A 21,016-nucleotide genomic window follows, 5' to 3' on the forward strand; every position below is an offset into this window, starting at 1 on the left:
TCAGGTCTCGGCCTTGCCTGCCCAGGGATTGAGCAGGTGGGCGGCAAGCGCGGCGTACGCCCAACGGGACGGCACTACCGTGATGGTGGCTGCGATGACGGGTGGCGCCGCCCACTGGTAGAGCCGTACCGTATCGGTGGCGATCACGATCTGGCCGTAGGCCACGGCCGCTGTGACTGCCAGCATGACGAGCAGGTCTCTGTCGGTCACACCGAAGGCCAACAGGCAGATCCCCCACGGAGCGGCCATCAGCCTGGGGTCGAACCAGCGCCCGACATGGTAGAGCCGGCTGGCGAGAAACGGGTTGGCCAGGACGTCCGGCTGGCCCATGGGGTCCGGACCCACGCGCGCGAAGCACTTGACCACCGCGGGCGCCAGAAGTCCGGCCAGGGGAAGGGGACTCCAGGCGAAACAGGCGGCGAAGACCGGGCTCGTCTCCTTCACCAGACCGGCGAAGACAGCGGCGAGGACTCCGGGCACCAACTGACCGTTCCGCACGAGCAGAGCCGAGCCGAGAGCCCATGCCAGAGCCGTCGCGTCCACGGACACCGGCCACCTGATGTGGATGCGCCACAGGCCCGGCAACCCGCAGACAAGCAGCGCACCCACCACCCGTAACCGCTCGTCGGAAGCGTACGGACCCAGCCACAGGTACATGAGCACGGGCACGGCCACGAGATGCACGTCCGTGCACACCCGCCACCGCAGCGGCGAGTCACGGCAAAGGGCCGGAAGCGCCCAGCGGACGGCGAAGGGCATCGCCACGGGCCGGCCGGATCCCTTGATGAGGTAGCGCCGTCCGTCCGGACTGAGCGCAAGGCTGCGGAGGTTGAGCTTGCCGAGCACATTGAGCAGGACCGAAGCGGCCCATACGATAGTGATCGACCCCATGGGGAGGAGGCTCCTTTGACATCAGGCGCTACCGACCGATGGACTGCTGACCTTGATGCCACTCTCATGACGGCCTACGACGACGACGTGCCGCTTGCAGAGTTGGGGCGGACCCTGCATCGCTCACCTGCCGAGATCTGGGACCGGCTCGACCGGTTCGGGCGGGTCACGTCCGCCGACCGCCGGTCCGCCCCGATCACAGGGTTTCCGCGTCTCGTGCTCCCCGAGGACTTCGTCCTGTGAACTGCCGCCACCGAGTGGGGGAGTGTGGGCCACCGCTCACTTGACGAGCAGCCGGCCGCAGAGCACCAGCGCGTCGATGTCTGCGCCTGCGAAAGCGTCGAGTGCCTGACGTGGAGTTTCCACTATCGGTTCGCCGCGCAGATTCAGTGATGTGTTGAGCAGCACGGGAGGCCCGCCCTGTCGTACGAACTCCCTTATCAACTCGGCGAGTTCGGGACTGCTCCAGTCGTCGACCGACTGCAGGCGCGCCGTGCCGTCGACGTGGCACACGGCTGGTATCCGGTCGCGCATCCCGGCTTTGACCGGATAGGAGAACTGCATGTACGGAGACGCGTGCGCCCCCTCGAAATAGTCGGTCCTGTGCTTTTCGATCACCACCGGGGCGAAGGGCCGGAACCACTCGCGCGACTTGACACGGTTCAGGTGCGGCCGCATGGCCGCCCGCGTGGGATCGGCCAGCAGACTGCGGTGACCGAGGGCGCGGGGACCGAACTCGGCGCCGCCCTGGAACCAGGCCACCACCTTGCCCTGATGCAGCAGCGAGGCCACTTTGCGATACAGCACCTCGTCCGGTAAGCGGTCTTGGTGGCCGGTCATCTCGGCATCCCGGCCGTAGTCGCGACCGAGATACGGCCCGGTCTGGAGACGGAACGGAGTGGTGCAGGAGCCGTCGCTGAGATACCGGTGGACTGCGGAGCCGATCGCCGTCCCGCTGTCGCCGGGCGCGAAGACCACATGGACGTCCCGGAAGGGTGTCCGCTCCGCGATCTTGCCGTTGAACACGCAGTTGAGCGCGACCCCACCGGCCAGGCACAGGTTCGGACAGTGCGTCTGCTCCCACACCTCCTCCAGGACGTGGAAGAGCACCGTCTCCAGCACGATCTGCCCGGCAGCCGCTATGGCGGCGTTGGTGTCGAAGTCTTCCTCCAGCGAGCCGCGCCGTATGCCCTTGAGGATCTGCAGCACGCCGCCGGACCCTGCCACGTCGATCGTGAACTGGCCGCCGGGCAGGAGCTGCACCGCTGACATCAGCCGGTCGACGAAGCGGTCGTCGCCGTACGAGGCCAGGCCCATGGTCTTGCCGGCCTGCAGGAAACCGAACCCGACCGCCTCGGTCACCGCCCGGTACAGGTCGCCGAGGGAGTTCGACATGAGCGCGGACACGTCGTTGCTGTCCGGGCCGCCGCGTTTCCTGCCGATGACCTGGCCGAGCGTACGTATGTCATTGCCCCGTCCCCAGGCCCACGTCGTGGTCTCCCGGCAGTGGGTGTGGGCATCGTGGGCCGCCGTGCTGGACACCACGCTGCCTGCACCGTCGGCGACCACGATCGCCGCCTCCTGGAACGGGCTGGTGAAGAGCACGCTCATCGCGTGGGCGAGGTGGTGGTTCATCCAGACGATGTCACGCTCCGGCACTCCGATCACCCCGCGGAGCATGTCGTTCGCGCCGAACTCCAGTCCGTCGCCCGGCGCGTGGCCGACGGCACGCAGGCAGTACTCCAGTGACGTACGGCACGGCTCGGGGTCGCCGAACGCATACCGGACCCGGCTGAGTCTTTCGTCCTCGATGGCCACCATCCGGCCGTCCTCGCCGAGCACACAGGTGGCGAAGTCGTGAACGGAGCCGCCGAACCCGATCAGGTGCCGCATGAGAGCTCCATGAAGTGTTGGACGGCCCGGGGGCCGCATGTGGCTGATGTGTGCTTGCCTTGGGTGGTTCGAAGGCAGCGGCCATCCGGCCCTCCGGCGGGCTGCCTGACTGCTGGTTGAACCGGGTCTTCACTCCTGCCCCGCTGACCGCCACGGCGGCTTGACTGCGTCATCAGACTCCGTTCTGGTGTCGCATTCCGGCTGGGACAGCCGCCGCCCTCACACTCTTGTCCGACCCTCGATTTCCCGCAGCCTCTCCTGCAACACGCACTCCGGATGCAGCACCGAGGCGGCGTTCGCCAGGGCGGCCCGGCAGCCCGCGATGTCATGCCGGGCCAGCGCCACCTCCGCAAGGGCGAGCCACGCGGCACCCCGGCCGGTGCGAGCGTCGAGCCGGGAGAAGATTTCCGCCGCGACCGTGATGGTGTCCACAGCCTCGTCCAGCCTTCCTTCCCGGACCAGCGCGGTACCGGTGCCTAGGAGGGCCCAGCCCTCATTGTTGTGATCACCCATCTGCCGGAACATGTCCCGTGCCGTGGCGAAGGCGTCGTCCGGCGCGGTTCCCGGCGGTTGAACACCCGCCGATCGCAACCTGCCCGCGCTGAGCTGCACGAAGGCCTCACCACGGGGAATGTCGAGATCGGCGAAGAGCTCCGCGGCACGCTGCCAGAACCGCACCGCGCCCGCGGCGTCGCCGATCGCCATCAGCAACTCGGCTTGCTCCAGGGCGGTCCATGCCTCGCCGAGCAGTTCGCCTACCTCGCGAAAGAGCTCGAACGCCGAGGTCAGATGCTCCGCGGCGGCGGCATGGTCACCGCACCACCGGTGCAGTTCCGCGAGCGCGCGATGGTTCCATCCGCCACCACCGCGGTCGCCGAGGTCCTCGAACAGCGGGACCGCACGCTCGAAATCGGCTCTTGCCTGCGTCAACAGCCCCTGGTTGAGCCGGTTTTCTCCTCGGCAGCGCAGACACCACGCCTCACCGACCCGGTCGCCGCGACGGCGGAAGATGGACAGGGCTTGGTCGAAGTTCTCCGCTGCTTCGGTGAAGGCGGCACGGTCACGGTGCACACACCCCACGCTGTTCAGCGTGTACGCCTCGATGAGCTCGGCACCCTCGTGTCTGCGCAGGATCGCGAGCGAGTCCGCGAAGTACCGCAGCGCCGCGTCGAATCTGCTCATCTCCATCGCGACATCGCCCAGGTGATTCAGCGTCTGTCCCGTTCCCAGCTCGTCGCCGGCCTCCTGGTACAGCGCCGACGCGCGCTCGAAGTGGTCGATCGCCTCGGTGAAGCGCCGGGCGTCGCGGCTGAGATTGCCGAGGCTGCGGGTGATCGCCGCTTCGCCGCCCCGATGGCCGCTGCTTCTGACGGCATCAAGAGCCAGCTGGTGCGACTCCTGCCATTCCCTCAAGCGTCCGCCGACGCGGAAGTACCAGGCGAGATAGAAGGCGAGCTGCGCGGTCAGATCCAGGTCGCCGGCCTCGGCGGACCGGCGGACGGCTGACGTGAGCACCGGTGTGTTGTCCCCGAACCAGCGCGCCGGATCGGACTCGATCACCTCGACCGTGGGCGCGAAGGGTTCGAGTTCCGCACCGGCCGGCATAGCGGCGGCGAACGTTCTGGCTCCCAGCAGGAGGAAGTTGACGCCGCCAGGAGCGACGCTCAACGCGTGCCGGGTGAGCGACAGGCTTCCCGCCGCCAATCTTCGCCTGGTCTCGGCCATGCGCTCGCGGGACCACCGGGCGAGCAGCTCCCGGGCATAGTCGCGGATCAGGTCGTGCATCCGGAACGCGGGCGTCCCGGTGCTGTCGGTGCGACTGAAGTCGACGAGCTGGGCGGACACCAGGGCGTCGATCATCTCCTCGGCGGTGTCCACATCGGTGTGCAGCATCGCAGCCAGGCTCCACGCCGGAAACTCGGCCGTGTCGTGCAGCCCCAGGACTACGAACGCCTCCTTCAGGTGTTCGGGCAGCCGGTCGTAGGTCAGAGCGAACGCACCGCGCACTTCCCGGTCCTCCGTCCTGAGTTCATCGAGGCGTTTGGCCTCGAGCCGGCGTGCGAACCGGGAGAGCGTCCAGTGTGGAGAGGCGGCGATGCGTGCTCCGGCGATCCTGATCGCCAGGGGCAGCATGCCGCACAGCTGCACGATGCGGCCGGCCGCTCCGGGCTCGGCCGCCACCCTCTCGTGACCGACCAGCGCGCCGAGCAGCTGGGCGGCAGCGGCACGGTCGAGGACGTCCAGGCGCAGGTTGACGACTCCGTCCAGCGCGGTCAGCCGCTGTCTGCTGGTGATGACGACGATGCTGGGCCCGGTACCCGGCAGCAGCGGTTCGACCTGACGTGCCGAGGAGGCGTTGTCGAGTACGACCAGGAACCGCCGTCCTGCCAGAAGGGACCGGTAGAGCACGGCCTGGGCGTCGACGTCCGCGGGGATCCGACTCGCCGGAACCTCAAGGGCGAGCAGAAACTCCGTGAGCGCCTCACCAGGGCTGACCGGTGGCCTGGCCGGATCGTAGCCCCTCAGGTTCACGTAGAGCTGCCCCGCGGGAAACTCCTCCTTGACCTGGTGGGCCCAGTGCACTGCCAGGGCGGTTTTACCGATCCCCGCCGTACCGGCGATCGCGGAGATGATGACAGTGGCCGGGTTTGGCATGCTGCCGGAACGCAGACCGTCGAGCACCTCCAGCGCGTCCGCGCGACCGGAGAAGTCCGGGATGTCGTTGGGTAACTGCCGCGGCACAGGGAGCGTGCGTTCACCCTCGTGAACATGAACTCCCCCGAAGATCGAGCCCGCCTGGACCACCGTGCGGACCGTACCGAACGTCTCGTTGTGCACGTCGTCCCTTGAACCGGGGACGTCGTCGCTCATGGCACCACCAGTGTCCGATCGGGCATTGCGGTCATCAACTGTTCAGTTGACGGTGAAACCACCGTGGATGTCCCGGGCCTGTACGACGGTCTTGGCTTGTCCGGAGAAGCTGTTCACGACCGAGTCGCCCGAGGCGCGACCCCACAGCACGCGGATCTCCTCGCGGAAGCCGGGGTCGCGGGCGAACTCCCCGTCCAGGGCCTCGGCCGTGGATGCTTCGGATGTCAGCGCCTCGGATCGTCCGGAGAACCGCGCCCTGACCCGGGCAACCAGCTCGGAGAACACGGAGCTCGTCGATTCACTGACTCCGGCGGCGAGGCCGGTCGTCAGAGCCTGGGCGACGGCGAGTGCGAGAGCATCCATGAACGTCCTCCAAAACGTCGAGACACTCAGCGACGACCAGTTCACCACGCCGTACCCGTTCGCGGAAGGTAGAACTGGCGTACACGTACGTCAGCGCAGGCCCCATCCGGTCGCAGGCGGGCACACAGCGACGCCGGCCGGGGCCGCTGCGGACGCTTCGCGGGTTCCCCATGCGATTCCCTGACTGCGGCGTACGCCGGCTGCGTCGTATGGGAGGGGATCCAGTTCATGGTGAACCGACATGACTGGCCCGCCGGTTGGAGATCGGGGGCGCTCCTGATCGCCGCCGTCATGGTCGCTCCGCTGCTGACGGTCACGCCCGCGGCAGCCGTACACGGAGCGGTGCCGGGCGATTTCAACGGCGACGGCTACCGCGACGCCGTGTTGCCCGCGCCGGAGGCGAACGTCGCCGGTAAGGCGGGAGCCGGCGCCGTGGTCGCGCTCTACGGGTCGAAGTGGGGGCAACGCGGCACCCAGCGCGTGAGTCATCACCTCCACGGCCGCGTCAAGGGCGATGATCAAGGATGGCACGACAGGCACATCTCCTCCTGTGAGCACTGTGTTCTCCCCGGTCTGGGGTGGTGTCGCTGCCTGGTCAGCGAGTGGCGTTCTCGGCGACCGGCTTCTTCTCGGCCGCTGGACGTTGCGCCCCGGTGGGGGAGCGCAGCAGGGTGGCGCCGAGAAGGAGAGCGACGGTGACGAGACACGAGCCGATGCGGAAGGCAAGCTGGTAACCACCCGTGAGTGCCGAGGCGGTGCTTGCCCCGTCGTCCAGCAGGGCATCGGTATGCGCGTTGGCGAGCGTGCTGAGGACCGCGAGGCCGAAGGCGCTGCCGATCTGCTGCATGGTGTTGAACATGCCGGAGGCGATGCCCGAGTCCTGGGGCGTGGCCGCTGACATCGCGAGCGTGGCCAGCGACGGCATCGCGAGGCCGAAGCCGATGCCGAGCGGCAGCAGCGCTGGCAGGACGTCCACAACGTAGCTCCCGCCCGCCGGTACGCGGCCGAGCGCGGCGAGACCTGCAGCGATCAGCGAGAGTCCCGGAAGGAGTACGGCCCGGGGACCGAAGCGCGCAATCAGCTTGGGCGAGAGGCCGAGGGACAGGGCTCCGATCGCGACCGAGACCGGGAAGATGCCGAGGCCGGTGTGTATCTCGTCGAAGCCGAGCACCTTCTGCAGGTAGAGGACACACAGGAATTGGAAGCTGAACATCCCGGCCACCATGAGGGCCTGGATCCCCAGTGCTGATGCGACGTTGAGCGAGCGGAACACGCGCAGCGGAAGCAGCGGGTGGGGCGCCTTCGCCTGGCGGGCGACGAATGCGATGAGCAGCGTGAGGGCCGCGGTGCCGAAGCTCAGCGTGTGTGCGGAAGACCAGCCGTAGTTGGTGGTCTCGACGATCGTGTAGACGCTGAGCATCAGTGCGGATGTGACCAGGAGCCCGCCCACGAAATCGGTCCCCTTGTCGAGGCCGGCACCGTGTTCGGGCGCGAGTACGCGCTCAGCCAACAGCGCGGCCACGATACCGATCGGGACGTTGACGAAGAAGATCCAGTGCCAGCTGATGGTCTGAGTCAGGGCGCCGCCGACGAGGAGGCCCGTCGAACCGCCGGCGGACTGGACGAAGCTGTAGACGCCGATGGCCTTGGCCCGCTCCTTCGACCGCGGGAACAGGGTCACGACCATGCCGAGGGTGACGGCGGAGGTCACCGCGCCGCCGATACCCTGGACGAAACGGGAGGCGAGCAGCATCGCCGGGTCCTGGGACACACCGCACAACAACGAGGCAGCCGTGAAGACGGCCAGGCCGGCGATGAAGACGCGCTTGCGCCCGATGAGGTCGCCGAGCCGTCCAGCAAGCAGCAGCAGGCCGCCGAAGGGGACCAGGTAGGCGTTGACCACCCAGGCCAGGCTGGACGAGGAGAAGCCGAGGCTGTGCTGGATGGACGGCAGCGCCACGCTCACGATGGTCCCGTCGAGAATGACCATCAACTGCCCGGCACAGAGCACCGCCAATGCCGCCCAACGCGACGTGCTTGCTGATGAGTTGGTTCTCTGCACGAGAACTCCTTCCAACAGTGCATGATTTGTTACAGCAGTCATCTTCTGTAACCATGACGCGTATCGGAAGGAGGCACTTTGATGTCACGCAGTCACACTGATGTGTCCGACCAGGTCAGCAACGAGGCGTGCCCGATCACGGAGGTCCTCGATCATGTCGCGGGCAAGTGGAGCATCGGAATCCTCGTCGCCGCCGCACACGGACCAGTCCGGTTCACCGAGCTGGAACGGACTATCACGGGCATCAGCCGACGTATGCTCACCTTGAATCTGCGCAAGCTGGAACGCGACGGCCTGCTCATCCGGACCGTCTACCCCACGGTGCCGCCCAAGGTGGAATACAGCCTCACGCCCATGGCCCGCGAACTCCACACGACCCTCGCCGGACTCGTCGGCTGGGCAGAACGCCACCGCGCCGACATCACCGCCGCCCGCGCCACCTATGACGCCGCCACGACGTCGGCTCCCGACGCCTAGCAGGACTCGGCAGGCGTTGAACAATCGCCTGCTGGCGGACGTTCATAGTGCAGAGTTTCGAACCGGTGATTCGTCGTCAGCCTCTAGATGATCGATTCCAAGGGGTTTGGGCCGCGTCCTACGTGGTGAGGCGGACAAGCCTCTCGTAGCAGCAGATGGCTGCGGCGAGTCCGAGAAGGGCGAGGTGGTTGCGGGGAGATCACCAGGGGACCGGAGGGGCGCGCTACCGGCGGACCGCCGAGATCAGTCCGCCGGGCCGTTCCTCGCGCTGCGGCGGGGTGCTGACCGGGCGGCCGTAGGCGGCAGCGCGCTCGCGCAGGGTGTGGCTCTCGGCCTCCCAGCCGTGCCCGGCCAGCCAGCCCACCGGGTCGTCGGGCATCTCCGAGACCCACATGGACGCCGCCGATCCCGGCACGGCGTCCGCGCCGAAGCGCTCGATCACGCCGCGCGAGCCCAACGTCAGCCCCATCCGACTGCCTGCCGCCGACTGCGCGCTGATCCGGGCCAGCAGCAGCTCCACCGCGTCCTCGGGCAGATAGATCAGCAGTCCTTCGGCGATCCACACGGTCGGCACCGCCGGGTCGTGCCCTGCGGCGGCCAGCGCGCCTGGCCAGTCCTCACGTAGATCCACCGCGACGGTGATCCGCTCGCAGCGTGCTACGGCCCGCTCCTGACGCAGCACCGAAGCCTTGAAATCCAGTGGCGCGGCGGTGTCGACCTCGAACAGCCGCGTGCCCTCGGGCCAGTCCATCCGGAAGGCCCGGCTGTCCATGCCGGCGCCGAGCAGCACGACCTGCCGGATCCCGGACGCGGAGGCCTGCTGCAACAGGTCGTCGAGGAACTTCGTCCTGATGACGATGGAGAACGACACGGCCAGTCGGCGGCGTCGCGCGGCCTCGTCATCGGGCAACGGCGGCGAGGAGGGCCACAGGCCGCCGGCGGTGGCGAAGGCCTGGGCCAGTGGGTCGCGGAACAGTGCGTTCTCCCGCTCGGTCTCCAGCGCCCGCACCCTGGCCACCCCCACCGCCGTGGCCCACACTCCCGACGGCTGCACCCGCTCCTGCTCATCAGTCACCGTGCCAGCCTAGGTGATTGATTCCAAGGGGTCTGATGAGGGGAGCCAGGTTCATTCGCGGCCGGCCAGTCATGCGCGCACTGACCGCCTACGATCACCAAACCCCTTGGAATCGATCAGCTGGATCCGTCACATCATCGATCATGTCGGCTCAACGAGTCGCCCACAGCTCGTCACCGGTCCCACATCAGCAACAGGTGTTGAGCTTGTTCTTCAACTTCCGAGCCGTCAGTTCGACAGGGCAGCCGTGAACACCTCGTGGTGAGCCGCCAGCCACCTTTGGATGCGGTCCCAACGCTGCCAACCACCGAGCTCGGACAGCGCCTGGATGTAGACGGGGTCACCGGCGGCCACTCGGCCGGCGACGAAGGCCCGACAGGTCGCGGTGGCCTGTTCGATGACGTCGGGCAGTTCAGCGCGCTCCTGCGAGGAGAGGCCGTAGCTGTCGGCGAGGATCCGCAGTCGCGTCAGGGCATCCAGGCCCGTGGGATATTGAGCCGCCGCGGACACGGGATCGAGTAGGGGAACCCAGTAGCGAGCGGTCATGGCGACGTCCCACACCGCTCGGCCGGGAGCCGCCAAGTCGAAATCGATCAGGCCCACGGCACGGCCGTCGCGGAAGACGACGTTGTCCGGGCACACATCGTTGTGGCACAGCATCGTTCCTCCCGCCGGGTCGGCCAGGGACCGGGGCCACTCGACGCCCGAGTCAACCGCGACGGCCGCGCTCGCGTCGTGCAGGCGCCGCAGCAGGTTTCCCACCGATTGCAACGCGGTCTCGGTCATTACCCAGCGCGGAAACGGTGGTAGAGCGACTTCGCCGGGGAGGAAGGTCAGCTGTTCTCGTCCGTCTGAGGTGAGACCGACCGGCCTCGGAGCCGCGTCGAACCCGTGCTCTGCGAGCGCGAGGAGATGGGCATGAAGAGCGCGTGCGGTGCGCGGCGCTGGGCGTTCCACCACGGCACCGTGACGGAAGACCGTTCCCGCGTTCATCATGCCGCCGACCAGGGCTTCGCCCTCTGCCCTCTCGCCCTCAGCCGCCATGTTGATCACGCTACCGTCCAGGTCGGCCGTGTGTGGGGCGTTCCCGAAACGCGCTTCGAACCAGGTCACTCACCCGGGCATGCGTCAGACGCTGAGGCGGCCTCCGTCTGATCATGTGCTCCGACCAAGGACACACGTGACCACAGGGGAACCGGGCGCGGTGGCGTCACGCTTCCGGGACGACTTGTGCGACTGCCTGACCGCGCGTGGAGACGAACTGTCCGAGCTCACCGACGCGTTGCTGCGTGCGGACGGGCCGCTGAGGACACCAGTGGATCTGACTCTGGTGGCCGAGCACCGACGTGTGCACGGCGCTCTGCACGACGCGCTGAACCGCGGGAATGTCGACGCCCCGAGGCTGCGCCAGGTGCTGGCCGGCCTGCCCGTGCCACAGGCTGCCGACGGACGCCGGGTCCTCGCGGTCGATGTCAGCAGCTGGCTCCGCCCGGACGCGCCCGCAAGCCGGTGCCAGTGCCGTGGATCTTCCCACCGCCGGGCGGACGCCTCGTTGGCCTTTTCTGGTGGTTTGCCTGTAGACCACGTGGCCTGGGGATATGGACCGATGCCTTCATCGCACCCGCCGAGCCGGCTCTGCTGTCACGGAAAGAGTTCGGTCAGCTCGTGGTTGACCTGGCGCGCGAGCGTGTGGTGTGCACGCCCTGGGCGCTGCTGGCGGGGGAGCTGTGTGTCAACGCGAGCTTGAACTGGGGGAGTGTCAGTGGACAGGCACGCTGGGACGCGCCTGAACTCGGCACCGTGTTGTGCACCGACGAGCGCCCCGAAGGCTTCCGGGACAACGATCCGCCGCCGTGGGGCGACTCGCACGAACGCGCCCGCCTACTGGCCCGCGGCGAAGCCATTCTCGACGTGCTGCCGGCCCTGGAGCAGACGCCGTACGGGAAGGAGGACATCGCGGTCGTCTTCCACCACCTCGACTTCACCAACCGGGCGATCGCCGACTACTTCCGGTTCGAGGACAAGCGCACGATGCTCGTAGCCTTCTCCCTGGCCCAGCCTCAGAACCGCCCCCTCTCCACGAACGACTGCTGGAGCCCTGGCGGACCGGTACATCCTGTGCGTACGTGCCTGGTGCACACGTTCAAACACGCGAGTGAGGACGGCCCGCTTCCGCCCCTCGCGTCCATCGCCACCCGACATTTCGGTTCGGACCTCGTCAACGGCGAGACCTGGGGCTGAGGTGGCTCTGCCCAGTTGTTCGGCGGTTCGGATGCTGATCTTGGGTAGCGATCGCAGTGGGCAACAGGATCTTCGATGGCAAGGCTCGGGCTCGCGTGAGACCGCACACATTCCCTGCATCGCCCCGCGTGTTGGGCAACGAAGGAGGACGGCGAGGAGCGACGCCGTCACCGCAGGACTCACCCCGCCTGGAGCTCCGACGTAGTCGAAGGGCATGTGAACCGGGTGAGAACGCTCAAGTGAGCCATGTGCGACAGGGCCTCGTTCGAGCTCCTGCGGACACGCATTCTCACCCGGCCGTAGATGTCCCTGCAGCACGGCCATCGTCATCAGAAGCGCTGACGCTGATGCTCCTGAAGGAGAGCCGCAGCTTGCAGGTCATTGGTCACCATCACTTGAGCCAGTCTTAGTCCAGGTCCTCAAGTTCCGCCGGCTGCAGCCACACGTCGCGCCGCCACGAGGGACACGCCAGAGCGAGAACCGCCGGCACAACATGCAGACGGAAAGCGGGGAACTCAACGCCGTGATCAGTCACCCAGCCAGCCTACTGAGGCGGTGAGGGACACGGCATATTCCGATCACGGACTCCGCACAGAGCCTTGAACTTCCCCAGCCGGCACCAGGGCTGTGGAGCCCAGTCCAGGGCGCGCGCAGCACATCGCGAGAGCGCCGCCGTACGCGCCCTTGACAGCCCCGGGGCCCTGTCTCAAACACCAGCCGCAGCGGAGTGGTCAGGACTTCGCGACCGCGGTCTTCTTAGGGGCGCGCGGGGGACCGTGTCGGTCTTGGCGAGGTGCCCGTACACCGTCGACCGCGGCACTCCGAATATCACGTGACCTCGATGACGTATGGTGCCGACCACCGCCAGGTCGCCGGAGTGGCTGAGAAAGCCTCCATGATCCGGTTGGTCATCGAACAGGGGAGGGCACATGGCCGAGGGCCGGGAAACGGACGCGGTCGCCGAGAGACCGGTGGAGCTGGTCTACCGGCCGACCGTCGGCGAATTGGCGTCCGCGCTGCGGGCACGCGCAAGGAGCACCGGCGCGGGACGCTTTCAGCGCGGGGCGCTGATCTGGACAGTGGCGGTCACCACCGTCGGCGCTCTGCTGTCGACGGCCAACTCCGGCCACCGGAACACCCCCTGGCCGCTGTATGTGGGGGTGGTGGTCTTCGTCGCCTTCATGACTGCGGTGCCGTGGTTGCAGGCGCGCCGCCTCCACCGGCTCGCCGAACGGCAGGGGGACATGCGCGGGACGGTCGACGACAGCGGGATCCGGCTCACCAGCGCTCACAGCTCGGCCAGCCACGACTGGCACCTTTACTCGCGCTATGTCGAGACGCCGGAGTTGTTCGTGCTTCTCAGCGCCGACAAGTCCGCCGTCGGCTTCGTCGTCCTGCCCAAGCGGGCCGCGGACGGCCCGGGCGAGGTGGACCGGCTCCGGGCGGTCCTCGACCGGCGGCTCCTGCGCGCGGACGACGCCGAAGCGCCCGGAGGCCCACGGAGCCGGGGCCGGGCCGTCGGCCGCGGGGTCGGCTCCGTCGGGCTGTTGCTGCTGGGGCTGCTGCTGTTCCTCTTCGCCTTCGCCGCCGTACACCAGGCCGCGCACCCGGACCGCTTTCCCGGGATCCAGAACAACACCGCCCCGGTAGCGGCCGTCATGCTGGGACTGGGGGCGCTTGCGGTCGCCGGGTCTTGGTGGCTCGTACGGCGGATGACGGCCATGCGGATCGTGACCGCCGTGCTCGCCATCCTTGCCCTGCTGGCCGGTGGCGCCGCCCTGTACCGCGTCGGGCCGATGCTCCACTGCTGGGGCTCGGACCGAATCGCCCGCGGGCCCGAGGGCGTCTACGTCTGCTACGACTTCTGAGCGGGCCAAGGTCTGTGAGCGGGCCCGGAGACCGTCTCTCGGCGGCGGACCGCACAAGCCGCGCGGTCAGCATGGCGGTAAGAGCAGTCAGCATGGCGGTAAGAACCGTGTCGCCAGCCGCAAGCGAAGCTTTCGAGGCCACCGGTTACCTTGCGTGCGGCTGGTGTGCCGGGCCAGGTCTTCGGGCCCTTGGCGGGCCGGCCCGGACACTGAACGAGTGGGCGGCTCAGGAGGTCCGCGCCGACAGAGGAGGAGGCCCGGATTCCGGGGGGGGCCGCCCTCCCACGTTCGACAAGGACGACTACACGCAGCGGCACGCACGCGGTCGAGTACGGGATCAGTCGGCTGGAACGCCACCGCGCGGTTGCCGCGAGGTCTGAGGAACTCGCCGTCCGGTATCACGCGACCGTGCTGGTCGCAGCCATCAACGAGTGGCTATGACCAGCACGGTCGTAACAGGTCCTGATCGGCTCGGTCGGGCGTGGTCAGGCGGTCAGCGCCGCAAGCTCCGCGTTGGCGCGCCGGCTGACCAAGGCGAGGACGCGGCCGGCGGCGGCCAGGTCCTCGGTGGGTATCCCGCCCCAGATGCGGTCGGAGATGGGGGCGGTCTCCGCGCCGACGGCCGCGAGCAGCTCGCGCCCTGCGTCCGTGGCGTGAAGGTGCGCGCCGTCCGCAACGAGAAGCTGCTGGGCCAGCAGCTCGTCGAGAGTGGCGTGGATGTCGGCCGGATCGGCCTTGAGGGAGTCCCACACCTGGGTGACGAGATCGTCCGGCGTTTGCGGGGCGTCGGCGGTGACGGCGGCGCGCAGGGCGATCTGCTGCTGGAACGTTACGCCGTGCCGGGCCAGGACGTGCTCCAGAACCCCGCGGGCGGCGTAGTGGGCCAAGCCGAGGGTGCGGGCGTTGGCGACGGGTGCGGTGGCGGATGCAGTGCTGGTCATGGTGTTGCCCCCTGAGTTGTCTGGTCGTTCGGTATGGATGGAGCGAGAGGTGCGTCGAGCAGGGTCGTCAGCTCGTCGGTGAACGCGCGCGTGCGCGGGGCGTCGACGCCGCCGAGCGGCTCCAGCAACTGCTGATGCAGTTCCTGGACCACCGCGATGGCCTGCCGCGTGACGGCCTGGCCCTGCTCGGTGAGGGCGAGTTGCATGGCGCGCGGGTCGCGGGGATCACGGGTGCGCTCGATCAGGCCGGCCGACTCCAGGGCGCGCGCCAGCTTCGAGACGTACAGCGCCTCCAGGCCGATGTGGTCGGCGAGTTGGCGCTGACTGGGCCGTTCACCGAGGCGCTGCATGCCATGCAGCGACGCGACCAGTGAGTACTGCGCGTGGGTGAGGCCCAGCGGAGCCACCGCACGATCTACCGCGACGCGCCACTTGTTGGCGAGTCGCCATACCAGGAAGCCGGGCGTGGGGCCCGGTGAACCCTTGCTCATGCCGATAGAGTACATGGCTACTATATCCATGGCTACTATTTCTGGCTGATGCGACGGCGCACCCCGAACCGGCAACACCGCAGACACTGCAGACACTTAGGGAACACGCCCTGTTGGAGGCGGCCCTCATGCCACCCTCACGGCCGCCGACGAGGTCACTGGAGCACTGTCTGGCAAGGCGGCTTCGCCGATGAGTTCACCGTCCTCGAACGGTCTACCCAGCGACACGACCGTTCTCGACAGGAGTGCTATGTCCACCATCCAGCCAGTGATCTTGACTGCCCACCACGACGTCCTGCTCGGCTTCTATAGGAAATTGTTCGGCGCGGAGGAGATCTTCCGGGTGCCGGAGGAAGGCCCGGTCTTCTACCTCGGCTTGCGCATCGGCGACACCGACCTCGGGCTGGTGGCCAAGGCGAACCCGGGGGACCGGGAGGCGTCGCGGATCCTGCTGAGCATCGGTGTCGACGACGTCGATGAGACGCTCGGCCGGGTGGAGGCGCTGGGCGGCTCGGTCCGCAGCGGCCCCAACGACATGCCGTGGGGACAGCGCGTCGCCCACATCCAGGACCCCGACGGCAACCCGGTGAACCTTACCCAGCCGATCCCGGCTCAGTAACGCTGTTCCGGGTGCTTGTGCTGTTCGTGGGTTGCCTGCGGTAGACAACCGTGGGCTGCACGACCAGGTCGCCGCCCTTCGATGGGTCCGGGACAACATCCCCGCGTTCGGCGGCGACAGTGGCAACGTGACCGTCTTCGGCCAGTCTGCCGGGGCTGCCTCCGATGTCCTTCTCATGGCCGCACCGGCAGCTCAGGACCTGTTCCGGTGGGCGATCGCCCAGAGCGTCCCAGCGGGGCCCGCGCCCGAACCGAGGCCGAGACGGTCACCGCCACGATCACGCGGACCGCAGGCGCGATGTCGATCTCGTCTGCGGGTTCCACTCACGAGGAGTACCGGGACCAGGGCTCAGTCCCTGCCGATGGAGTGGACCTCAGGCTGGTTGCCGAGGGGATCGGTCTCGGCAACCACATGGTTACGCTTCACGGTGATGCTGTCCGACGCGCTCGTCCTGATGCCGACCATCCGTGTCGCCACGCCCATGCAGGACCGCCCACGGCATCGACGTCCCGTTCGCCTTCGGTGATGCCGCAAGCCGTACCGTCACCCGTTTTCTCGGCCTGACGACGGCCCGCGACTTCGCCGAACTGTTGATCCTGAACCGCGCCGCTCCCCGATAGCACCGAGATGGCCCCCACCGGCCATGCTCGTATGTACAGTTCTCCTCTGGAATGTGAGGGGTGTGCAGGGCACGCCCACCGGATTCCGGAAGCGTGGGGTGTCGGGGGAGGTCGTGTCATGTTTGCAGTGATCTACCGGTGGCGTGTGCGCGAAGGCAAGGAAGAGCAGTTCGCAGCCGGCTGGCATCGTGTGACACAGGCGATGCACCAGCACTGCGGCAGTTACGGATCGCGTCTGCATCAGGCCGATGACGGCACCTGGGTGGCGTACGCGCGGTGGCCGGACGCCGCCACTCGCGAGGGGTGCCCGGACGTCGACCCCGAAGGCGAAGCCATGATGAGCGAGGCGATCGCTGAACACCTCCCCACCATTCGATGTCATGTGGTGGACGACCTTCTCGCAGAACCCCGCGACTAGGGCCTGTCCGACGGGTCGTCATCCGGCTGGACCGTCCGACACGCGTTGGCGCCGGTGGAAGCACTCCTGTGCCGCCAGCACACCGTCTCCGTAAGCCGCTGCCCAGACGCCCCGGGGCGGATCGGGATGAGCAGGGTGGTGCCGGCCTCGGTCAGGGCATGGTCGACTACTCGCCCAACGGGGCGCGACGCTTATCCGGTTCATGATTTACAACCGCTGGAGGGGCTGGCCAGCGGCCGATGACCAGGCGCCGCACCGGACAGCGGGTGGTTGATCGAGGGTCGCAACTGCCCGGGCATGCGGCATATCCCTGACAGTCGTACGTTGGCTGGGCGCCAAGGCAGCGGACAAGAGCCCACTGGGTTGTCACAGGCCCGGCCGTGACTGCGGAGCCTGCTGTATCAGCGGGCGTGGTCGCCGGGCGGCTGCGGCCCGCAGCTACGATGCTGATCTTGAACAGGGCCGCATCCACGAGAGGTGCGGCACGACGACCGCTGCATTACGGGGGTGGATTCCGTTCCATGACGGGAACCGAAGGTGTCTTTCGCCCGCTGACGTCACAGGAACCGCGGGAACTGGCCGGTTACCCGCTGCTGGCCCGGATCGGGGAGGGCGGCATGGGGTCCGTGTACCTTTCCCGCACCCGGGGCAACCAGCCCGTCGCCCTCAAGATGATCCGGCGGGAGTACGCGAGCGACAGCGAGTTCCGGCGCCGGTTCCAGCAGGAGGTCCGGGCGGCTCAGCAGGTCCGCGGGTACCACCTGGTGCCGGTGGTGGACCATGACACGGATGGCGAACAGCCCTGGCTCGCCTCCGCGTACGTGCCCGGAGTCTCCCTCGACGAGGCCGTCGACCTCCATGGTCCGCTGCCCATGGCCGCCACACTCCAACTCGTCGCCTGCGTCGCCCGTGCCTTGGACGCGGTGCACGCGGCGGGAGTGGTGCACCGCGACCTCAAACCGGGCAATATCCTCCTCGGCGCGGACGGGCCGTGGGTCATCGACTTCGGCATCGCCCGGGCCGCCGAATCCACCCGTCTGACGCGCAGTGGCGGCTTCATCGGCACCCCGCAGTTCATGTCCCCCGAGCAGGGCACGGGCGGCGAAGTCACCCCGGCGAGCGACGTGTTCTCGCTGGGTCTCATCGCCGCCGTCGCCGCCACTGGCCGGCATCCCTACGGTTCCGGCGGAGCGCTCACCGTCGCCACGCAGATAGCCAACACCGCCCAGCGCCCGCCGGACCTGTCAAGCTACCCAGAGGTGCTCCGCCCGCTCCTGGAGCGCTGCCTGACAGCGGCCCCTGCGGCCCGTCCGACGCCCGCTGAACTCGCGGAGCTGTGCGAGCGGGCCTCCGGCCGGTCCTCCCGCGACTTCGAAGACTGGCTCCCGGCCCCGCTGGCTGCGGCAGTCGACGAACGGAGCCGGGCCATACACCGCCTCCTGGACCAGGAGACTGCCGAGCAGCACCGCTCGGCCGCCACGTACGTACCCACGCGGTCCGACAATCCGCTGCACCAGGCCCCAACCCAGTCCGCCCCGCCCCGCCCCAGCACCCCGCCGCCCGCGGCCGCGCTCTCGGAGCACGCATCCGCCACGTCCGGGGCCGGCGTCGGCAAGCGGCGCCGTGTGTATCTCACGGTCGGCGCCGCAGTGGTCGCTGCCGCGGTCGGCGCGGCGTGGTCGTTCTACGGGGACACCGACCAGGGCAAGGCGAAGGCCGGGGGCCACGGGGCGCCGATCACCAGCCCGAGCAAGCAGGGCAGGCCCAAGAGCCAGGCTTCCTCCCCGACCACCACGAAGACCCCGGCGGCGAAGGTGTACGAACCGCTCTTCAAGGACCGTGCGTTGACGATCGGCCCGCCGGGAACCGGTGAGGCGATCACCGTCGACCTGGACAAACCCAAGGTGGATCCGTCCGGTGAGATCGGCGACGACGCTGCGGAGATCCAGTACATCTACCAGTACCTGACCTTCCGCACCGCCACCGCCAAGAGCCCCGGAACCACTCCGGAGGCCTGCCGGCAGGCCGTCGACAGTGCGCCGCTGCCTTCGGAGCTTCCCAACAGTGCCCTGGACCAGGGCAAAGCCCTCAAGAAGGGCGATGTGCTGTGCACGGTCACCTCCGAGGGGAACCTCGCCATGCTCCGGCTCACCAGCATCGTCGACTCAGGTGAGACATCCTTCGACCCACCGGGGTACACGGGCCTGCTCACAGTCTGGAAGAAGGCCACCAGCTAGGCCGTTTCTGATGGCTCTTGGAGGATGCCGCGGAGCCAATGACGATCGCTGCAACGGGGGCCAGGGGTGACATGGATCCGCTCCCCGCAGCCGATCGAGATCCGCTTCGACACCTCCCGGGCCGGGGCCATCGACGTCCCCCTGTCCACTACGGCGTCGGTCGACGCGATCACCGCCCAACACCCGGAGGTCGATGGGTGCAACTGCGCGACGGTGGAGGGATGGGCCGGCGACCGCCGCTGTGCAGCCCACCCCCGGCCTGACCCGGTCACCCGGCGGGTGGTGCCGCCTCTCCGTCGCATCCGTCAGGAGGGGCGGCGCCCGGCGCGTGCCGGCCGGCTCCTCGGGGAACAGGCCGCGGAGCCTGCCCGGCTCCTGGCCGGCTTGCCGGCCGGCCAGCCCCCTCTTCGCGTTGCTGATCACTCACCAGACGTCTGCCGGGTGAAAGCACGAGGCTAGTGGGTGAGGGCTCGGTAGTCGGTCATCACGCGGGCCACGTAATCGCGGGTCTCCCGGTACGGGGGGATTCCGCCGTACCTCTTCACCGCCGCCACACCTGCGTTCCACGACGCCGCCAGGAGATCGGGCCGGGAGCCCACCTGTCGCTTGGCTCCGGCCAGGAACTTGGCGGCTGCCTTCGCCTGCCCCGCCGCGCTGCGCAGGTCGACACCGGCGGTTGGGCGCTGCTGGAACAGTCCAACGCGGCCGTCCGCAGCTCGGGCCGACGGGTTGCAGCCGGATTCCACCCGCGCCATGGCGGAGAGGAGTTGCCAGGAGACTCCGTTGGCCGACGCGGCCGACTTGAAGGTGGAGGCGTACTGCGGGCACCCCGCCGAAGCCGCCGTGGCGGTCCCTGCCTGCGTAGCACTGGCGGCGGCGAGGGTGAGGGCGAGTGCGCCTGTACGGACGGCGAACCGGGGATCAAGGGAGGAGCGGAACACGAACACACCCTTCTTCGAGAACAGATCACCCGTGGTGATGGCGTGCAAGTGCCGCATGGTTGCCTGTAGTTGAGCCCGTGTGATCCAGCTCATGAGCGTGTGTGACAGGCCCTTCTCCGCTCGGCGAGCCGCCGTCCCCCGTTCCCGAACCGCCCGCGGAACTCCTGCTCCGCTGGATCGACAGCCAGGACAACATGAACACCGCGACGGACCGCGCCTGCGGGTGGGCTGTGCCCGGGCCACCGAGCCGGGCGACCGCTCCACCTCGACGTTCTTGCAGCACTCCTCAGCGATCCCGGCGTTCCCACCACCGTCGGACGCACCGCCGAGATCCGGCAGCACCGCGCGAACCAGCACCAGCTGATCACCCACAACCGCCGTCGAACGAGCTTCAGGACCGTGCCGTTCTCTGGAGCATGGGCGAGATCCACGCAACCGACGTCGTCGCTGCTGCCTGTGATGCACTCGTCGCCGGACTGGACAGTCCTGCCCTGCGGATCTTGGCGGCGTGCACACGCGATGAGGCGGATTACGACGTCCCCGACCTCCTTCCCCCGGCACTCGCCGAACTGGGCCTCACCTATTACTCAGTGGGCAGTGTTGCCGGACAAGAAGCCGCCGCACGAGCACTTGCCGCCCGGATGCTGGCCGGCGAGTTGACGCCACGCGAGCTGGCCTTCCGGATCCACCAGCGCTTCGGGCACGAGCTGCCACTGGCCGAGCGGCTCGCAGAACTGGACGACGAGTACGACGTCCTCGAATACGGCGAGAGAACACCGGCACAGGTCGACGCCGATGTCACCGCCGAAGCTCTTCGGCTTGCACAGCATCCTCGTTTTCCTACCGAACCCACGGATGCAGCGACCTGAAGCAGACCGGTGGGGCCCCGTGAGCTCAGGCTGAAGAGCCGCCAGACGGCGTGTAGCGCTGAGTAATTGCCTGGCGTTGCGGTCGCGCTGCTGAGGGGCGGCGAAGTCGGCGTGTGCCGTCTCGATGGTCTCCTACGCC

The 21,016-nt window shown here is 68.4% G+C and carries 19 protein-coding genes and 2 pseudogenes; 11 read left to right on the forward strand and 10 right to left on the reverse strand.

The window, feature by feature from the left end:
* Entirely contained in the window at nucleotides 1-891 is an 891-nt protein-coding gene (locus ACZ41I_RS14980; protein ID WP_399767951.1) for a hypothetical protein, read from the reverse strand.
* Between the two features lie 66 nt (nucleotides 892-957).
* Between ACZ41I_RS14980 and ACZ41I_RS14985 the strand changes: the two genes are divergently transcribed.
* Nucleotides 958-1,134: a hypothetical protein gene (locus ACZ41I_RS14985; protein ID WP_399767955.1), complete on the forward strand. Its 177-nt coding sequence runs from the start codon at nucleotides 958-960 to the stop codon at nucleotides 1,132-1,134.
* A gap of 36 nt (nucleotides 1,135-1,170) precedes the next feature.
* Here ACZ41I_RS14985 and ACZ41I_RS14990 read toward each other — a convergent pair whose 3' ends face one another.
* The 3 genes from ACZ41I_RS14990 to ACZ41I_RS15000 form a co-directional block, all read right to left on the reverse strand.
* A complete protein-coding gene (locus ACZ41I_RS14990) occupies nucleotides 1,171-2,784 on the reverse strand; it encodes a carbamoyltransferase family protein (RefSeq protein ID WP_468514275.1) in 1,614 nt (537 codons plus the stop codon).
* A 219-nt stretch (nucleotides 2,785-3,003) separates the two neighbouring features.
* On the reverse strand, nucleotides 3,004-5,655 hold the full coding sequence (locus ACZ41I_RS14995) for a tetratricopeptide repeat protein (RefSeq protein ID WP_468514276.1): 2,652 nt from the start codon (nucleotides 5,653-5,655) through the stop codon (nucleotides 3,004-3,006).
* 42 nt (nucleotides 5,656-5,697) lie between these two features.
* Nucleotides 5,698-6,018 carry a hypothetical protein gene (locus tag ACZ41I_RS15000; protein ID WP_468514277.1) on the reverse strand — a complete coding sequence of 107 codons (321 nt, stop codon included), beginning with the start codon at nucleotides 6,016-6,018 and terminating at the stop codon, nucleotides 5,698-5,700.
* A 291-nt stretch (nucleotides 6,019-6,309) separates the two neighbouring features.
* Here ACZ41I_RS15000 and ACZ41I_RS15005 point away from each other — a divergent pair, with 291 nt between their 5' ends.
* Nucleotides 6,310-6,717, forward strand: a complete 408-nt coding sequence (locus tag ACZ41I_RS15005; protein ID WP_468514412.1) for an integrin alpha — start codon at nucleotides 6,310-6,312, stop codon at nucleotides 6,715-6,717.
* On the opposite strand, the gene ACZ41I_RS15010 is transcribed toward ACZ41I_RS15005, so the two are convergent.
* On the reverse strand, nucleotides 6,614-8,122 hold the full coding sequence (locus ACZ41I_RS15010; RefSeq protein WP_468514278.1) for an MFS transporter: 1,509 nt from the start codon (nucleotides 8,120-8,122) through the stop codon (nucleotides 6,614-6,616). The two genes, ACZ41I_RS15005 and ACZ41I_RS15010, sit on opposite strands and share 104 nt — an antisense overlap.
* Before the next feature lie 39 nt (nucleotides 8,123-8,161).
* Here ACZ41I_RS15010 and ACZ41I_RS15015 point away from each other — a divergent pair, with 39 nt between their 5' ends.
* Nucleotides 8,162-8,557, forward strand: coding sequence for a winged helix-turn-helix transcriptional regulator (locus ACZ41I_RS15015; protein WP_468514279.1), 396 nt, complete (start codon nucleotides 8,162-8,164; stop codon nucleotides 8,555-8,557).
* Between the two features lie 223 nt (nucleotides 8,558-8,780).
* Here the strand turns inward: ACZ41I_RS15015 and ACZ41I_RS15020 are convergent, their stop codons facing one another.
* Together ACZ41I_RS15020 and ACZ41I_RS15025 are read right to left on the reverse strand one after the other, a co-directional pair.
* Nucleotides 8,781-9,596: a class I SAM-dependent methyltransferase gene (locus ACZ41I_RS15020; RefSeq protein WP_399768419.1), complete on the reverse strand. Its 816-nt coding sequence runs from the start codon at nucleotides 9,594-9,596 to the stop codon at nucleotides 8,781-8,783.
* Nucleotides 9,597-9,860: 264 nt separating this feature from the next.
* Entirely contained in the window at nucleotides 9,861-10,676 is an 816-nt protein-coding gene (locus ACZ41I_RS15025) for a phosphotransferase (protein WP_468514413.1), read from the reverse strand.
* Nucleotides 10,677-10,812: 136 nt separating this feature from the next.
* Here ACZ41I_RS15025 and ACZ41I_RS15030 point away from each other — a divergent pair.
* From ACZ41I_RS15030 to ACZ41I_RS15040, 3 genes and pseudogenes are all read left to right on the forward strand, one after another.
* Nucleotides 10,813-11,223: pseudogene (locus tag ACZ41I_RS15030) on the forward strand (transposase); the annotation flags it as partial.
* A gap of 74 nt (nucleotides 11,224-11,297) precedes the next feature.
* On the forward strand, nucleotides 11,298-11,873 hold the full coding sequence (locus ACZ41I_RS15035) for a hypothetical protein (RefSeq protein ID WP_468514423.1): 576 nt from the start codon (nucleotides 11,298-11,300) through the stop codon (nucleotides 11,871-11,873).
* 929 nt (nucleotides 11,874-12,802) lie between these two features.
* Entirely contained in the window at nucleotides 12,803-13,741 is a 939-nt protein-coding gene (locus tag ACZ41I_RS15040) for a YcxB family protein (protein ID WP_399767970.1), read from the forward strand.
* A gap of 485 nt (nucleotides 13,742-14,226) precedes the next feature.
* Here ACZ41I_RS15040 and ACZ41I_RS15045 read toward each other — a convergent pair whose 3' ends face one another.
* Entirely contained in the window at nucleotides 14,227-14,682 is a 456-nt protein-coding gene (locus ACZ41I_RS15045) for a MarR family transcriptional regulator (protein ID WP_468514280.1), read from the reverse strand.
* Nucleotides 14,679-15,173, reverse strand: a complete 495-nt coding sequence (locus tag ACZ41I_RS15050; protein ID WP_468514281.1) for a MarR family winged helix-turn-helix transcriptional regulator — start codon at nucleotides 15,171-15,173, stop codon at nucleotides 14,679-14,681. Before ACZ41I_RS15050 ends, ACZ41I_RS15045 begins: the two co-directional genes overlap by 4 nt.
* 250 nt (nucleotides 15,174-15,423) lie before the next feature.
* Between ACZ41I_RS15050 and ACZ41I_RS15055 the strand changes: the two genes are divergently transcribed.
* From ACZ41I_RS15055 to ACZ41I_RS15070, 4 genes and pseudogenes are all read left to right on the forward strand, one after another.
* Nucleotides 15,424-15,792 carry a VOC family protein gene (locus ACZ41I_RS15055; RefSeq protein ID WP_399767978.1) on the forward strand — a complete coding sequence of 123 codons (369 nt, stop codon included), beginning with the start codon at nucleotides 15,424-15,426 and terminating at the stop codon, nucleotides 15,790-15,792.
* Between the two features lie 28 nt (nucleotides 15,793-15,820).
* Nucleotides 15,821-16,024 (forward strand): annotated as a pseudogene (locus ACZ41I_RS15060) (carboxylesterase family protein); the annotation flags it as partial.
* A gap of 506 nt (nucleotides 16,025-16,530) precedes the next feature.
* On the forward strand, nucleotides 16,531-16,830 hold the full coding sequence (locus tag ACZ41I_RS15065; RefSeq protein ID WP_468514282.1) for an antibiotic biosynthesis monooxygenase family protein: 300 nt from the start codon (nucleotides 16,531-16,533) through the stop codon (nucleotides 16,828-16,830).
* Between the two features lie 521 nt (nucleotides 16,831-17,351).
* Nucleotides 17,352-19,067: a serine/threonine-protein kinase gene (locus tag ACZ41I_RS15070; RefSeq protein ID WP_468323267.1), complete on the forward strand. Its 1,716-nt coding sequence runs from the start codon at nucleotides 17,352-17,354 to the stop codon at nucleotides 19,065-19,067.
* A 455-nt stretch (nucleotides 19,068-19,522) separates the two neighbouring features.
* On the opposite strand, the gene ACZ41I_RS15075 is transcribed toward ACZ41I_RS15070, so the two are convergent.
* A complete protein-coding gene (locus ACZ41I_RS15075) occupies nucleotides 19,523-20,056 on the reverse strand; it encodes a transglycosylase SLT domain-containing protein (protein WP_468323264.1) in 534 nt (177 codons plus the stop codon).
* A gap of 368 nt (nucleotides 20,057-20,424) precedes the next feature.
* Between ACZ41I_RS15075 and ACZ41I_RS15080 the strand changes: the two genes are divergently transcribed.
* On the forward strand, nucleotides 20,425-20,877 hold the full coding sequence (locus ACZ41I_RS15080) for a hypothetical protein (RefSeq protein WP_468514283.1): 453 nt from the start codon (nucleotides 20,425-20,427) through the stop codon (nucleotides 20,875-20,877).
* Nucleotides 20,878-21,016 lie beyond the last annotated feature (139 nt).

It is taken from the genome of Streptomyces sp. NPDC030799 (assembly GCF_055572255.1).